The sequence below is a fragment of the Pedobacter sp. KBW06 genome, from assembly GCF_003852525.1.
In the GTDB taxonomy this organism is placed as follows: Bacteria; Bacteroidota; Bacteroidia; order Sphingobacteriales; family Sphingobacteriaceae; genus Pedobacter.
Genome location: NZ_QAJL01000005.1, coordinates 1 through 17401, shown reverse-complemented (window position 1 = coordinate 17401; position 17401 = coordinate 1). Strand labels below are relative to the sequence as shown.

The window sequence follows — 17401 nt, the reverse complement described above, 5'->3', positions numbered from 1 at the left end:
TATAGACTTTATATTTGTATCGTCAATAAGTCCTTACGGGCGTATTACGTTACGGACCGGTAGTTGCAATTTGCTTCTGCCGGTTTTTTTATAAGCACTGTTTCCTTACTGTAAAGATTTGAGATGCTCAGTTGGCGTAAATCCGGTGATGTCTTTAAAATACCTGTTAAAAGAGGATTTTGCCCTAAAACCGGCATCATAGGCCAGCGACAGGACATTTACCGGGATTTCCTTACGGTGTAAAATCTGCATCTGGCTGATCGCATACTGGATCCTGTATTCATTGATGTATTGATAAAACGACTTTTTAGCATAGGTATTCAGCGTTTCCGAAATGTGGTACTTATTGATTCCGGTGGCCTGAGCCAGTTTATCGAGGTTAAGCTCACTGTCTGCGAATAATTTATGATCTCTGAGGTGATTTTCCAGACTTTCCCATATTTCCTGTTGTTTTTCGGCCGTTAAAGGAGATTTTCGTTGCAGGGAATTGTCTTTAGTGACCAAAAGTTTATCTGTTGAAAAATCCTTCACCACAAAACTGTTCAATTCCTGAGGATGCCCTATAAACAACCGGTAGTATCCAATCATGATACATAAAAGGGTAAGTATCGCATAGACGATACTTCTGATGAGCAAGGGATGCACAAAACCATTCAGGTAAGGACTCACAAAAAATGGAATACTGAGTACCGCGATGAGTAAAAAGCAAGCCGCAATACGCTCGACCATCTTTCTTTCTTTTAATTTTCCGGTCAAATGCCGGCGGGCAACGCGCAGGGCCAGAAACGCGAAACAAAGCTCAGAAGCCAGTAAAGCAAAGGTGCTCACCTCATTATACCAGGCCAATAACCGGTAATCTGATGATTTTGAAAGGAACAGTACCCCTCCAACTGTAAAGTAAGCAATCGCACCCAATATAAAAGGCAGAAAAAAGTACCACCTGGAAGCAGGAATAAATTCACTATGACTTGCTTTTAGGGCGTACAAATACAGTAAAGGGCCATAACAAAAACCGATAAAAGTATTCATCTGATGCCGCACCTGTACATCATCAACAGAACTGAAAATGAAAAACTTTATGGCAAGATGAGCAGCAATACAAGACAGCAACAGGATCAGTAAGCCGTCACCGCTGCTTTGTAATCTGCTCTTCAGCAATAACGCGATAACGATCATTGCCTGAAATATGCCAATGGCTATAATGTACTGCATGTAGACGTTCCCTATTGATACACGAAGCTAGTCATCAAATATTAAGAGAATATTAAGTTACACCCTGTTTCCGGTAGAAATGGTAAATAAACATATTGATAACAATTAGATAACACCACATAAATCACTGTATATCAATACAAAACAGTCCCAGCACAACGTCTGACACCTAAGACCTGTACCTGCGGTTGGGCTAAGTCGAACTGTTGCCCATCTTAGCACAGTTTTGCAGAAAATAAAAAACATGATGCATACGTTTACAAATGTTAAAAAGCTGACAGGCCTGCTATTACTGATCCTGTTCAGTACCACCAGCCTGCTGGCCCAGGTGATCAAAGGGACGATCACCAGCAAAGACGGTACACTCCCCGGGGCCAGTATTCATGGCCTGACTTTCAAATTGAGTACTTCTTCTGACCTTAACGGCGAATTTACACTAAATGCGCAGCTAACCGGTAAAGCTAAAATCGCGATCTCTTATATTGGTTATGCCACTAAAATAATTGACCTGGAACTCAGCAGCGGTGTCAACGCACTGGGAAACATTGAAATGATCGCTGAGCGTAAAAACTCCCTGAGCGAAGTGACCATTTCAGGTAGTATGGCACCTTCCCAGGCAAAGGCTTACAGCATTAAGAAAAATTCGAATGCAATTATGGATGTCATGGCCGCAGATGCCATCGGAAAGCTGCCAGACCGTAATGCGGCAGAAGCAGTACAAAGAATGCAGGGCGTGGCTGTAGCCAGATACCATGGCGAAGCCGATCAGGCCACAGTTCGGGGAACACCTTTTGCCTGGACATCCACCTTATTTAACGGAAACCGTTTACCCAGCTCAAACGTAATGGGTAACCGTTCATCGGTATTGGATGCAGTACCTTCAGAAATGATCCAGTATGTACAGGTAGCCAAGGCCATCACTCCCGACATGGAAGGAGATGCAATTGGTGGTTCCATTAACTTTATTACCAGAACAGCACCCACCAGCAGACAACTGAACCTGAGTGCTGCCGGCGGATACAACACCTTCTCTAAGAATGGTACCTATAATGCCTCATTGGCCTATGGCGACAGGTTTTTCAATAATAAGCTGGGCCTGATGTTATCGGGTGCAATATGGGACAGACAATGGGGTGCCGATTCCTTTGATGCCTCCTACAATACCGGGCTCGCTGATCCTCATCAGAAAAAATCAATCAACACGATTATGTACAAACGCTACATGGGTAGCCGTCAGACCATGGGTGTCAACCTGGGTACAGAATATAAGTTTGATGCTTCGAACAAAGTATTTTTCAGGGGGATGCTGAATAAATTTGATGACATCAGGCCTGTTTATGAGTCGTACGTAGACTATACCAATAGCCGGTATCAATACAATTATCGCTACTCACATTACCAGACCTCTTTAAAAGGAGCTGAACTTGGTGGAGAACATCAGCTGAGCAGCAGGCTAAGGTTAGACTGGGCAGTGAGCGATTACAAAAGCAAATATTACCTGGAAACCCCTCCTACCTATGGCACAAAAGGATTGCCCATTTCTACCTTCAGACAGAAAATTACAGGAGGTTTCAACAACCTCTCTTCTGATGGCAAGCGGTACTGGGCTTTTGATTCACCGAATGGTGTTGGCGGAGATCCCATGCATTTCGATGCCGGCCTGAATAACCCTGCGGAAATCATGAATGCCGACAAATTACTTTTACAGCAACTGGTCATTGCCCAGCTGGATAACAGCGAACACGACCGCAATGCACAATTGAACGCAAAAATAAATGTCAGCCAAAAAATCAACCTGAAAATGGGTGGTAAATACAGGCATAAATACAGAGAAAGTACTTACGGATCCAGCATTGTATTTATGCCTGGAGCAGCCATGGGAATACCTTCTTCTCCTCCATTGGTCAGTTTATCACAACTCGAGACTAAAGATTTTCCGTCGGGATCAAAATTCTTTGGGGCAATGGATGGCAATCACAACCAGTACATCATGAACCCATTGACCAAAAACCAGTTGTTTAACTTGTTCAGTAACGATTTTTTAAGTCCGAATGGTTTTGTAAATGTAACTCCAAAAACCAACCCCACGGCCTTATACAATGGAAAAGAGGAAGTCGCTTCTGCTTATGCCATGGCCGAGATTGATGCCACAGATCAGCTTAAAATCATTGCAGGTGTCAGAAACGAATACACCAGTATGGAATTAAAAGGATCTAAAGCGGTTACCGCCGGAACTCCTGCAGTAACAACTATATCCGAATCTACGGTAAAAAACAACTACAATGCATTACTGCCAATGCTTCATTTGAAGTATGCCCTGAATGAAAAATCCAACTTAAGGGCAGCTTATACCCGCAGTTTTATCAGGCCGAGTTTCGGAGACATGACGCCAGGTACTTCAGTCGACAATACCAAAAATCCCATGTCCATCAGCCAGGGTAATCCCAATCTAAAGCCTACTTTCTCGAATAATTTTGATGTAATGGGCGAATATTACTTCGACAACATTGGCATCCTGTCTGGCGGGGCTTTCTACAAGAAGATAACCGATGTGGTCTTTACCGACGCCAGCATGCAAAACATCAATGGCACCGATTTTATGGTGACCCAGGCTAAAAACCTTAACAATTCTACATTATTTGGTTTCGAGGCGGGCATCAATAAACGTTTTGATTTCCTGAATGGCTTCTGGAGTGGCTTTGGGACAGAGTTCAATTACACCTATATCGATAGCAAAGTCAAGGTACCAAGGGGTACCGGCAACAACATCAGCCTGGACAAATCAAGCCTGCCCAATCAATCTAAGCACTTGTTTAACGCCATTCTTTTTTATGAACGCGACCGTATGATGGTCAGACTTGCGGGAAATTACCGTGGTGCTTCAGTAGAAACGATCAACCAGCAATTGGGACCCGACTTTTACATCTGGACAGCGGCCAATTTTACGGTTGATGCCTCCGCCACCTATACCATCAACAAACACCTGAAAGCTTTCGTTGAACTCAACAACCTGAGCAATGAACCTGTAAAAACCTATTTGGGAGATCGCCGCAGACTCACGACCAGTGAATGGTATGGTCGGCGCGGACAGGCAGGTATCAGATGGGACATCGTCAGATAACCGCTATTTTATTTAACACCATTACATTCAAAACCTATTATTAAAATCATTTTATGAAAAAAGCAGTATTATTCATCGCTTTATTAATTCCTTGCCTGGGTATGGCTCAACTGGCAGACAGCACTAAACGACTGGTACACCTTAAAGGCGCACTCAACTTTCGCGATATAGGCGGCTATCCAACGAAAGACGGAAAATCTGTGAAATGGAACAGGGTTTTCCGCAGTGCTTCGATAGCGGGCTTAACAGATGCGGATATGGATACACTTCGAGATAAACGCATTTATACAGTGATTGATTTACGGGGTACCCAGGAATCAGCTGCTGCACCAGACCGCTTGCTGAAAGGCACCGATTATACGTTGAGTCCTGCCGGAAGTGACAGCCTTCCTTCAAGTGCGCAAATGGCCGCATATCTTAAGAAAGGCGATTTCCTGGACAATTTTTACGGCGATGGGGGGATCCGTCATTTTGGGGAACGTTACAAACCCGTATTTCAAAAATTACTACAGCTAAACGATACGACAGCCCTGCTGTACCACTGTTCAGGTGGTCGCGACCGCACCGGCATGGCTACCGCTTTGTTTTTGTATACACTGGGCGTTCCGCAGGAAACCATAGCAGCTGATTTTACCGCTTCTAATGTTTACCTGCTGCCGATGATGGGAAAAATGTTTGAGCCTATGGCAAAGGCCACGGGAATGAGCAATGAAGAAATTAAAAAGAAAATGGACCTGCGCCCGGAACTGCTCGAAATATTCTTCAAATCAATTGAAAAAAAGTATGGCAGTATAGAGAAGTTCATGGAAAAGGAAATGGGGATTGGTAAAAAAGAGCGCGCAATTTTAAGGAAGAAATATACTTCATAAATATAGCAACACTCTTTATACTAATTTCAAAAGCCACCAGTTTATAGATCAACTGGTGGCTTTTTAATTGCCTTAATTTTACTTTTCAGCAGGCTTATGGCTTACCGTATTAATGTCTCTTGTAATTTCTTTCAGGCGTTTTGAAACTGCCTCCGGCATCTCTTTCTGATATCTTCCTCCAATTATTTCAGACAGGAATTTTTCCGTTTCGGCGTACATGGCCATCCTGTTCACTGGTTTATAAAAGCCATGCCCTTCATCATCCGCTAACAGATAGCTTACTTTTTTACCTTTTTCACGAAGCGCAACTACGATCTGGTCAGCTTCGGCCTGCTTCACCCTTGGGTCATTCGCACCCTGTATAATGAGCAATGGCTTATTGATCTTATCTACACTGAACAGCGGACTGGCTTCTTTTATCCGTTGCTTTCCAGCTTCAGTTTTCGGGTCGCCAACCATACCATATAGAAAGGCCCGTCCTGATTCCCAGTAAGGGGGAATGGATTCTAATAAGGTAAAGATATTGCTCGGCCCTACGATGTCCACTCCAGCTGCATACAGATCAGGCGTAAAGGCCAATCCTGCCAGGGTAGCATAACCTCCATAACTTCCTCCCATAATGACGATACGGCTTTTGTCTGCGACACCTTTTTCGATCAGGTCTTTTACACCCCAGGTGATGTCATCCTGCATCAGCTTACCCCATTGCAAATCGCCCGCATTGAGAAACTGCTTCCCATAACCGCCACTGGCACGAAAGTTCGCTTGTAAAACAGCATATCCACGATTGGCCAGAAACTGTACTTCCGGATCATAACCCCAGTTTTCCCGGATCCCCTTAGGGCCTCCGTGTACCAATACGATCAAAGGCAGATTTTTTCCATTCGAACCGACAGGAACAGTCAGATAGCCCGGAATTTCTAATCCATCACTGCTCTTATAGGATATCGGCCTCATTGCAGCAAGGTGCTGTTCTACCTTTTTAAGTTCGGGGTTTGGAGTATACTGGAGCACCAGTTCCTTTGTTTTGGTATCAAAGAAATAAACCTCTGAAGCATATTTATCACCCCATACCGCGATTAAAAATTTTGAATAGTCTTTGGTTGAGCTGGAAAAATTCACTTCTCTTCCCGGAAACTTACTTTGCAGGTATTTGTAGTTTGCTTCCCAGGTTTTATCTTTCCAATACGTATCTGTTTTGTCGGAAGTGTAGGAAGTAGAGATAATTTTACGCGTATTCCTGTCTATAGACAAACCACCGAAATCTACTTTTCCCTTAGGGTCACTTTCGATTTTTGTCAGCTTTTTTGTCTTAGGATCCATGAGAAATAGTGTAGAAAGGTTTAACTCACCTTTATTCGTCTCCAGGTAGAATTTGGTGTTGTCTTCGTTCCAGTCCAGGATACCAGCGCCCTCTGTTACTGATGTTTCATAGATGGGTGTAAGTTTTTCCCCTTCTTTATATAAAATCTGACTGTTTCCTTTTTCATCGGTTTTATTGAGTATTCTCAGGTTTTCATCCCAATCAAAATCGTACCCGGTAATCCTTTCTTTGTTTTCATAAATTTTGGTCAGTTTACCATTGGAGATCTGTAGAGAATAGAGATCATGCCATGCCTTATCCCGGTCATTAATCCCCACCATCAACAAGTCCGGATTTTTGCGGCTCACCATAAAAATCTGTACAGCTACATCTTTCAGTGGTGTAAGATTTCTGGATTCCGGGAAAGCATTTGTTGATCCGGCGATAGGATTTACAGCAAAAACATTTGCATTCTCATCGCCATCTTTGTCTTTTGTGTATAAGATATACTTGCCATCTTTAGTCCAGAAGTAACCATTCAGCGGACTTTTACTATCAGTAAGCGGACGCGCTTTATCGAAAGGTTCTTTAAAGGATTTTACCCAGATGTTCATAATACCGTTGTACTCTTTCATAAAAGAGATGTACTTCCCGTCAGGACTGATCTGCCCTCCGGAGATCTTAGGATTTCCAAAAAAAAGTTCCCTGTCCAGCAAAGGTATTTCCTGCGCATGGGCAGATTGTAATCCCAGAATCAGGATCATAAGAGAGAATAGTTTTTTCATTTAATAGATTTTAGAGTTTAGCTGAATTCTCCTTTTTAGGAGGTATTCACAGATTTTGCGTACCGCAGCACTTAATGCAACAATGATGCAAATATAAAAATTGCAAGCTACGCCACAATAGTGTTAACTCTTTTTTAACTATTCTTTAACTCTTTTCTAACTAATCCCCCCTATTTCTCATACTGCCAAAACCTTCCTTTTCCTTCTGCGATCCATTCTAAAGATTGCTCCATTCTCTTTTGTCTGGTCGCCTCTGTTTTTGCGTCAGTAATCCAAACGAGGTATTCTTTTCTAAAAGATGGAGATTTGCTGTCAAAAATCTCTTTCGCCAAAGGATTGGCTTCCAGTTTTTCTGTAAAGTAATCCGGGACTTCAATCGTTTTTGGCTTTTCAGATACCGGCCTCGTTTTTTTAACGCCCTTTTCATTTAAAGCCATCGCTTCTTTGATATAAGCAACCAATATCTCCCTGGATGGCAAATCTGATAAGGACTTTATCTTATCCATATAGCCCATCTTTTGGCCGGCCCTGACGCTTTCCAATAGCTTTTCATCGCTCATCAGTTCCGCTTTGTAAAGGCTGAACGAACAATGTTTTTTGTAGGCTGCAAGGATACACATCATATCCCCTTTATAATCGAAGTGTGGATAGCCCCATTTTATGATTTCTTCAACTTCCGGGCAGGCTTCATGAATTAATTCCCGCAAATGAGTAAGTATTGGTTTTGCAAAATCGGCAGATCCTGCAATGTATTGGTCAAATTGTGGATTGAGTTTTGACATTTTAATCAGTTTTAAATGGTTTAGGATACCACAAATATGAAACATCAATTTGTACTAAACATATACATATGTTGAGAAAATGATTTTCATTAGTACAAGATAATACGCTCCTTTGGCAGTTCGGATACGCTGAAAGACTTTTTTTTAAAGCACAGGATAAAATTATAAAAAGGATAACCCGCACCAGTTAAGGATACGGGCTATCAAATTAACGCTCTCGATACAAAGCTATATCCCGATTATGAAGATTTAATGAATTTTAATATAGGAACACTGATATTGATGGCATGAGCCCTTTGATTCCTGCAATTTGACCTGTCAGCCTGCCTGCAGTTTAAATCTTTAACTCAAACAAAACCGGACAAATTCGGTTTGTAATAACAAATAATAATTTACAGATTTATTTATGGATTTTACAGTAGAACTCGAAGATATGGTTGCGATGATTGTTTCCATCATATGTGGTGGCGCAATCGGTTTTGAGCGGGAATATAAAAACAAGTCTGCCGGCTTTCGTACCATCATTCTGATTTCCCTGGGTTCTACGATTTTTACCATCGTTTCCCGTCATGGTGTCGGGGCTGATGACCGGATTTCGGCAAATATCATCACCGGCATCGGTTTCATTGGTGCAGGCGTCATTTTTAAAGACAAAATTTCTGTACGGGGATTGACCACTGCCGCTGTAATCTGGACTTCGGCCGCAATTGGAATGACAACCGGAATTGGTTATCATGCATTGGCCTTATGCCTGACGATCATCACACTTGGCGTATTGTTAATGGTGACCAGGGTGGAGCGGATGATTGCTCAGTTACAAAAAGAACAGCTCATCAGCGTCACATTTCGTGATCCGGACTATGATCAGATCCAGCAACTGGAGAATACTTTAAACACAAAAGGCCTTTCTTTAGAACGTTTGGAAATCGCCAAAGAAAACAACCATTTAATGGTTACGTTCAAAGTATCCGGCAAGAAAAAGTATTTGATAGAGATGAGTGAAACGCTCGCTACCCGGCCAGAGATCTTAAGCTTCTCTTAAATAATGTATTCAGCTCCCCCATTGGTTCAAAAATAGTCCGGATAGTTTTCTACACTCCATGAGCTCAACACACAACCATTACATATAAACAACTGTTTTACAGACAGGTTAAGCGCCGGTCACAGCAAATATTTTAGGAGAAAAAAAATATTGTTGTTTCGAAAGCCGTTTATCGATAAATTCCACCCATCAAAGGCAAAGAACAAAAACAGGTCTATTAACAGATAAATACATCTATTTAAAAATAAATTTGTACCCGATAAATAAAAACGCATGAATCCTGATGACAAGCTTAAGGAAGATTTAGTAAAAAATTATAATGACCGTGCGGACATTTTTCTTCAGGAAGAGAACCATTTCAAAAGAAAGAGTAAAATCATCTCTTCTTTCAGGCTTCTGCTCGGGATTCTTACTTTGGTGGGTATATGGATGTTCACGATATATCCTGCCGCCTACTGGTTAGTCTTGTCCTCCCTCTCCTTTATCTCTTTTTTTGTCGTGGTTGTTCTCGATGGCAAGACCAACAAAAAACGTCAGTATTTTCATCGTTTAAGAACCATAAATGAACAGGAAAGTGCTACTTTAAACGGGAAGTCCGCTTCTTTAACAACAGGTTCATTGTATTCATCCCAGGATCATGCCTATGCTTACGATCTGGACATCTTCGGTGCCGGATCGCTTTTTCAAATGATTAACCGCACCTGCACGCCCAGCGGAGAAAAGCTGCTTGTTGATCACCTGAGCAATCCGGATTTACAAACCCAACATATTTTACAGCGTCAAAAAGCGATTGCAGAGCTGATGCCTTTGCAGGATTTCCGGCAGCAATTTATGGTGACAGGCCAGGAAAACAGCGAAACGCCCAATGACATCTTACAACTCAACCTTTGGTTGAATTCCGCAAACAGCAAGCTAAACAACCCGGTGATTGCAACTTTTCGCTTTATACTTCCCGCAGTTACGCTTATACTTTTATTACTGGCGGTTTTCGGAATCATTTCTTATTTTTTTGTCCCTGTTTCCATTCTGATAAATATGGCCTTTCTGCAATTGTACAGAAGCCAGATCAACAAGATTCATGCGGTTGTGTCCCATAAACATCACATCCTGAATAAATATGCAAAGCTGCTCAAACACCTCAACGATCAAACATTCAGCTCCGAAATTTTAACTTCATTACGCAGGTATGGTAAAGATGCCGATAGCAGCCTGAATGCATTATCAAAAACGATGAGCTTCTTTGACCAACGGTTGAATGATTTAGTGGCCATCGTATTAAATGGTATTTTTCTGTCCGACTTCCATTGTGTCATAGCGCTTGACCGCTGGAAACAAACACACAAGGATCATATGCCTCAATGGCTTAACAGTATCTTTTTGATGGACGAGCTAAATTCTTTTGCCAATTTCGCATTCAACAATCCCGATTACACCTACCCCACCTTTAGTGACACCATATTTTTTGAAGCAGAAAACCTGGGCCATCCCCTGATCAGAGATCACGAATGCATTAAAAACAATTTCTCTTCCTCAGCCGAAGAAAAGGTGATCGTGCTGACAGGAGCAAATATGTCCGGGAAAAGTACTTTTCTCAGGTCTATGGGAATCAATCTGATCCTGGCCTATTCAGGTGCTCCGGTTTATGCGACGAAGTTAGTGTGTAATAAAACTACAGTCTATACCAGCATGCGTGTAACGGATTCTCTGGGTCAGGATACCTCCTACTTTTATGCTGAACTGAAAAGACTTTCGGCCATAGTCAAAAACCTGCGGGAAGGAACAAAAATGTTAGTCCTTCTTGATGAAATCCTGAAAGGAACCAATTCTGACGACAAATTGCTGGGCTCTATTGGTCTGATTGAGGAATTTCTACAATATGATTGCCTGTGTTTAATCGCTACGCACGATCTTGCCCTGGGCGAACTCGAAAATAAATATCCAAAACAGATTAGTAATTATTGTTTTGAAAGTGAGCTGAATTCTGATCAGCTCACGTTTGATTACACCATAAAACGCGGGATTGCCAAAAACAAAAACGCCACGTTTTTAATGAGAAAAGAAGGCCTGATAAAATAACAGCAGCGCTGTCACAAAACAAATCGTATAAATTATATTTAATTACTTCAAAATATTAACTTAGTGTCTGTAATACCCACAGACAATTGAAGTGATATCGGGAAAATTCTTTCCTTGAGTCGCATTTAGAGGTCTTATTGTTCTTTCTCTTTAAAAAAGAGCCCATCTATTCTTTGATTAAAAACCTTGATATTGAATAAGTGTGCAATTTGACTATTAATTATGTATCCGCTATAAAGAAGAGCTTTTGTATCCATTGACAGAAATTAGCCATGAATAAACCCATTACTGATAATTACACTACGATTGAGAAAATGTTTGCAACAGACAAGACTTTACATCAGCATTTCGAGGAACAAGCAACCAAATCACCTGAAAATATCGCTTTAATTTTCGGCGACACAGAAATCTCTTACTTTAATCTTAACCGAAAGAGCAACCAGCTGGCAATGCTCATCAGAGAACGCTTCGAAAATCTGACAGGAACACCACTACCTCCTGAAACCCTCATTCCCATCTGTATGGAAAAGGGAATAGAAATGATCGTTGCAATTTTAGCAATTTTAAAAGCAGGGGGAGCCTATGTTCCAATTGACCCGGCAATACCTCAAAGTAGAATTGACTTTATATGGAAAGACCTTGATGCAAAACTGATCATCAGCCAATCCCGGATCCCCGAAACCTACACGCTTCAGTTACCTGAACAAAAAACTGTTTTTGTTGATTTGGAAACACCCTTATTAAAGGACTTCGACGAGCCATTTGACTGGTCAGTTTATAGTAGACCCGAAGGCCTTGCCTATGTGATCTATACTTCCGGCACTACCGGAAATCCCAAAGGGGTAATGCAAACTCACCATAATGTAATCAGGTTATTCAAGGCTACGGGTACTTCTTTTCAATTTGATGCGCATGATGTCTGGACATTTTTTCACTCTTATGCATTTGATTTTAGCGTTTGGGAAATATGGGGCGCCCTGCTCTATGGAGCCAAACTGGTCGTTGTAGACAAACAGCAGACCAGGGATATGGATAGTTTTTATCAGTTATGCTGTGCTCATAGCGTCACGGTTTTAAATCAAACCCCATTCGCTTTTTATAGATTTGCAGAAATAGCAGCAGAAAGAACAGACAGTGCTTCCCTGAGTTTACGGTACATCATCTTTGGAGGAGAAGCCTTAAATGTAAGCCTGCTGAAGCAATGGTGGACCTATCAGCGGGATAATGCACTGCAAACAAAGCTGATAAACATGTATGGCATCACAGAAACAACTGTACATGTCACCTACAAAGAAATATCCGAAAATGAGCCTTCTATCTCAAATATCGGAAAACCAATCAGCGATTTAACCGCATACATCCTGGACAGTGATGGACAACCGGTAGCAGCAGACATTGCCGGCGAGCTCCACATCGGAGGAGCAGGACTGGCAACAGGATATCTCAACAATCCGGAACTTACTGCACAACGCTTTATCCAAAACCCCTTCGCCTCTGATCACGACCGGCAAATGGGATACACCAGAATGTACAAAACCGGTGACCTCGCACGCTGGCTTCCGGACGGAAACCTTGAATATATAGGAAGAAATGATGATCAGGTTAAGATCCGGGGATACCGGATTGAACTGGCAGAGATCGAACATGCACTCGTACAGATTCCCGGTATCACACAAGCGGCCGTCATGGCAAGGCAAAGGCCCGGATCTACAGATTCCGCTAAATACCTCGCCGCATATTATGTATTAAACCCGGGACATTCCGTTCAGAGAGATGCGGAGATCCTCGGCAGCTGGGAAGACCTTTACGATTCAGAATACAATAAAAATGAAGGGGAAATACTGGAAGCAGATTTCTCGGGATGGAACAGCTATGTTACCGGAAAGCCCATCCCCCTACCCGAAATGCAGGCATGGAGGAAAGACATCCTGGATACCCTCAATTCCCTGAAGCCCAAAAGCATATTGGAAATCGGTGTCGGCTCCGGCTTACTGATGTACCCCCTGCTCGAAACAGTCCATCAATATACAGGTCTGGACATCTCCAAAGCAGTCATCGATAGACACAGGAAATATCTGGAAAACAAAAAACATGAGGTCAGGCTATTCCATTTAGCTGCAGACCAGGTTGACCATATTCCGCTGAAAGAAAGCTTTGACACCATCATCATCAATTCGGTATGCCAGTATTTCCCGGGCATTGTCTATTTTGAAGATGTGCTCTTAAAAGCCTTTGAAAAACTGAGCGAAAACGGCACATTATTCCTTGGTGATGTAAGGAACTATGACCTGCACAAACAGCTCATCGCCGACAAATTCCGTTACGCAGAAAAAGCTGGCACCGACCAGGATATAAACAGAATTTCCCTGAGGGAAAACGAACTGCTCCTGTCACCAGCATATTTCAATGGTCTGCAAAACAGATTTACGGACATGCAGGTTACCGTAGCTGAACGCAAAGGAAGCTATGAAAATGAACTCAGCAGGTACAGATATGATGTACTGATCTCCAAAAAAACAGACAATAAGCTGCTCCACCAGCAAACACCTGGCAGTAACCAGGTTCATACCCAGGCCTTATATAACGTACCTTTTCTAAATCAGCTCAGCGATGAAGACATTCTGTCTGCGCTCAGAAAGGCTTTGCCAGAGTATATGGTCCCGGCAGCGCTGGTGCAGATGGAAAACTTCCCCCTCACCTCCAACGGTAAACTGGATAAAAAGGCATTCCCTGATCCTGATATGGGCTCAGATGAAGCAGATTACCTCTCCCCGCAAAACGAAACGCAGGCGGCGATCTGTACAATCTGGCAGGAAGTACTCGGACTGAAACGCGTCAGTATCGATGATGATTTCTTCCGGATCGGAGGCGACTCTATCCTCAGCATACAGGCCGCCAACCGGGTCAGACAGATGGGATTCAATTGCGGGGTAAAGGATATTTTCTCCTGCAGGACAGTAGAAAAACTGGAGAAACACCTCCGTCACAACCGAAATCAGGTAGCCCTGAAATCCGAACAAGGGCTGCTTTCCGGTACCTTTGGCCTCCTGCCGATACAACAATGGTTCGTTCATTGTATAAAAAAAGGACAGCTGCCGGCATTCCACCACTGGAACCAGAGTTTTTTGATCAGGACCGATGTACTTGACATCCGGCAGCTGGAACAGGCTCTGGAAGCACTGGTCGGCCACCATGACATGCTCAGGGCAAGATTTACCGTATCCGGAACGGAATGGCAACAGTCCTACCTGTCCGATATGGAGATCCCGGAACTGAAAGCCCTGGATGTCAGGGGGCTTACGGAAACGCAGATCGAACAGAGTCTCTCCCTTTGGCAAAATGATTTTGACCTGACCAGCGGTCCCCTCTTCCGTATGGGATACCTGTCCGGGTATGCCGACGGTTCGGCACGCGTTTACATCGCCCTGCACCATATGATTGTAGATACGGTCAGCTGGCGCATCCTGGCCGAAGACCTCAGCACACTTTATAAAGGCAAAAAACTTCCGCAAAAAGGCAGCAGTTACCGGCAGTGGGTACAATATATGGAAGGTTACAGCAGCCGGTTTCCCAACGAGGAAATCTATTGGAATACACTGATTCCTGAGCTGACTTCCCATCCGGAGATGGAGCAGAAAGCCTTTTCAGCTTCCTTTGAACTGGATCCGGATACAACACAGCGTCTGCTGCAAAAAGCACCCGCTGCCTACAATACCCAGGTCAACGACCTGCTGATGACAGCACTGGCTTTTGCCCTTAAAGATACAGACGGGAAAGACATCCATACCATTACTCTGGAAGGTCATGGAAGAGAAGCCCTGGATCCCGGCATTGACCATGGAAGAACCCTGGGATGGTTCACCTCTCTGTTCCCGGTCAGGATTAAAACCGAAGCTTCAATTCTGCAGACCATTCCAGCAATAAAGGAGATGCTCAGGGCCATTCCAAACAGAGGAATCGGCTACGGCGCATTTACCGGACACCAGGGGAAACTGCCCCCCCTAAGGTTCAATTATCTCGGACAATTCGATAAACCGGATGGTAACTGGCAGATCACCGGCGAAGGAAATCTGCTTGATGTACACCCCGACAATACTGATGATCTTCTGATTGACATCAGCGCGATGGTGACCGGAGGAAAACTCCGTTTCTCCATTACCACAAAACTGGGAGAAGACTATACGAATCAAATAAACAACCACTTACAGCAACGACTAAAAGAAACAGTTCACCATTGCATAGAGAAAATTCAACTGGAAGGCCCCGGCTTTACCCCAGCTGATTTTCCTGACCTGCAGCTCAGTCAGCCACAACTGGATAGCCTGCAGACAGCTGCTGTCAAAGCGCAGAACTCCATCACGCACATATTTCCGGCCAACAGTCTGCAGCAAGGCTTCATCTATCATGCACTGACTCAGCCCGGCGATGATGCCTATATGGTCCAGGTCTTGTACGATTACCAGCAGCAGCTGGATATTCCCGCCTACACAGCGGCATGGAAAACCGCCCTCGACCGTTACCCGATCCTGAGAACAGCATTCGACTGGCAGGAGGGCACCATCCAGGTGGTCTACAAAAATGGCCTGCTGAAATATACTTTACATGATCTTTCCCAGCTTTCGCCATCCGAAAGGGATGAGCGCATAGAAGAGATCCTCGCAACAGACAGGGCACAAGCCTTTGACCTGGCCAGTCCTACCCTGCTCAGGTTAATGATCATCAAACAGTCCGACAACCTATATACGGTTATCAAGACGGAACATCATGCGATCATGGATGGATGGAGTGGCAATGTACTCTTAACATTTGTACATCAGCAATATCAACTGATTAAAGAAGGTAAGCACGTTCCTTCATCAGAAGACAGCTCCTACCTGCTGGCACAACAATACATCCAGGAACAGCGGCAATGGGCAGATGCTTATTGGGAAAAAGCCCTGGCAAATCTGGACGAAGCCAACGACATCAGCCCACTGCTCAGCAGACCGGCAGATCTGGACAACTACCGGCAGGTTGAACTTTCCGCTGAAAGCAGGATCGCCATTCCCGCTGAATTGCTGAGAAAAGTCAAAAACCTGTGCGCAAAAGAAGGTTTAACAATCAATGTGGTCGTACAGTTCCTCTGGCATAAAATCCTGCAGGTATACAGCGGCAGTGACAGAACCCTGGTAGGCACCACAGTTTCGGGAAGAGAACTGCCTGTAGAGGGGATCGAGCAAAGTGTTGGCTTGTACATCAATACACTTCCGCTCGCCATAGCATGGGACAACGAAAGTACAGTAACCGAACAGATGAGGCAGATCCAGCAACAGGTTACAGAGCTCAATACACATAGCTTTACAAACCTGGCAAAGATCCAGAAACATGGACAGCGGCTGTTCCATACGCTCTTTGTATTCGAGAACTATCCCGAAACTGAAGACAAGGAAAGCGTACTGCAGGCAAAATTAAGGAGATACGTTGAGAAACTGGATTATCCGATTGCTGTCGTTCCCTTTGAAAAAGGCCATGAACTGATCATACAACTGCAGTACGACCAGGCTTATCTGGACGAGCCTGCGGCAGAGGACATCCTCAATACTTTTCAACACCTGCTGGAACAGGTTATTGCTGATCCGTCCAGGAAACACAGTTCCATCTCCCTGCTCAAAGCTGAGGAGTATGATCTGCTCCTGCAGGACTTCGGAGGAGCCCTCCAGCCCGCCCCTCAAAACGAAACCCTTCATGCGGTTTTCTCCGCACATGCCAAACGATGCCCGGAACAGATTGCGCTGATTTTTGCAGAAAACCAGTTATCGTACCGGGAACTGGACCAGAAAAGCAACTGCCTGGCCAGAACCATCAGGGAAAAGTATGTACAGCTCAGCGGACAGGCGTTAAGCCCGGACACCCTCATTCCCATCTGTATGGACAGGGGAACCGAAATGATTACCGCCATCCTTGCCGTACTCAAAGCCGGTGCCGCATATGTACCCATCGATCCCGCATATCCACAGCACAGGATTGACTATATCCTGGCGGATACCAATGCACAGATTGTGCTTTCTCAAAAGCACATCACACAGGCCTATCCCATCCTGCTGCCTGAAGAAAAAATAGTGCTGCCGCAAAACCACAGTCCTCAATCAACGGATCCGCTTCCTGAATACAGTACTCCGGAAAGCCTGGCCTATGTCATCTATACTTCCGGCACGACCGGAAAACCCAAAGG

General features: G+C 43.9%; 8 protein-coding genes. 5 read left to right on the top strand and 3 right to left on the bottom strand.

Annotated elements, in window-relative coordinates:
* Positions 1-105: 105 nt before the first annotated feature.
* Entirely contained in the window at positions 106-1212 is a 1107-nt protein-coding gene (locus tag DBR43_RS26340; protein WP_124586326.1) for a helix-turn-helix domain-containing protein, read from the bottom strand.
* 244 nt (positions 1213-1456) lie between these two features.
* On the opposite strand from DBR43_RS26340, the gene DBR43_RS26335 reads away from it, so the two are divergent.
* Positions 1457-4333, top strand: coding sequence for a TonB-dependent receptor (locus tag DBR43_RS26335; protein ID WP_124586325.1), 2877 nt, complete (start codon positions 1457-1459; stop codon positions 4331-4333).
* Between the two features lie 53 nt (positions 4334-4386).
* Positions 4387-5202: a tyrosine-protein phosphatase gene (locus tag DBR43_RS26330; RefSeq protein ID WP_124586324.1), complete on the top strand. Its 816-nt coding sequence runs from the start codon at positions 4387-4389 to the stop codon at positions 5200-5202.
* A gap of 78 nt (positions 5203-5280) precedes the next feature.
* On the opposite strand, the gene DBR43_RS26325 is transcribed toward DBR43_RS26330, so the two are convergent.
* Both DBR43_RS26325 and DBR43_RS26320 read right to left on the bottom strand, forming a co-directional pair.
* On the bottom strand, positions 5281-7290 hold the full coding sequence (locus DBR43_RS26325; RefSeq protein ID WP_124586323.1) for a S9 family peptidase: 2010 nt from the start codon (positions 7288-7290) through the stop codon (positions 5281-5283).
* Positions 7291-7460: 170 nt separating this feature from the next.
* Entirely contained in the window at positions 7461-8072 is a 612-nt protein-coding gene (locus DBR43_RS26320) for a YdeI/OmpD-associated family protein (RefSeq protein WP_124586322.1), read from the bottom strand.
* 406 nt (positions 8073-8478) lie between these two features.
* Here DBR43_RS26320 and DBR43_RS26315 point away from each other — a divergent pair, with 406 nt between their 5' ends.
* The 3 genes from DBR43_RS26315 to DBR43_RS26305 form a co-directional block, all read left to right on the top strand.
* Positions 8479-9114 carry an MgtC/SapB family protein gene (locus DBR43_RS26315; RefSeq protein WP_124586321.1) on the top strand — a complete coding sequence of 212 codons (636 nt, stop codon included), beginning with the start codon at positions 8479-8481 and terminating at the stop codon, positions 9112-9114.
* Between the two features lie 273 nt (positions 9115-9387).
* Positions 9388-11190, top strand: a complete 1803-nt coding sequence (locus tag DBR43_RS26310) for a MutS-related protein (protein ID WP_124586320.1) — start codon at positions 9388-9390, stop codon at positions 11188-11190.
* 272 nt (positions 11191-11462) lie between these two features.
* Positions 11463-17401 (top strand): non-ribosomal peptide synthetase (locus DBR43_RS26305; protein ID WP_124586319.1); only part of this gene is annotated, 5939 nt, incomplete at its 3' end.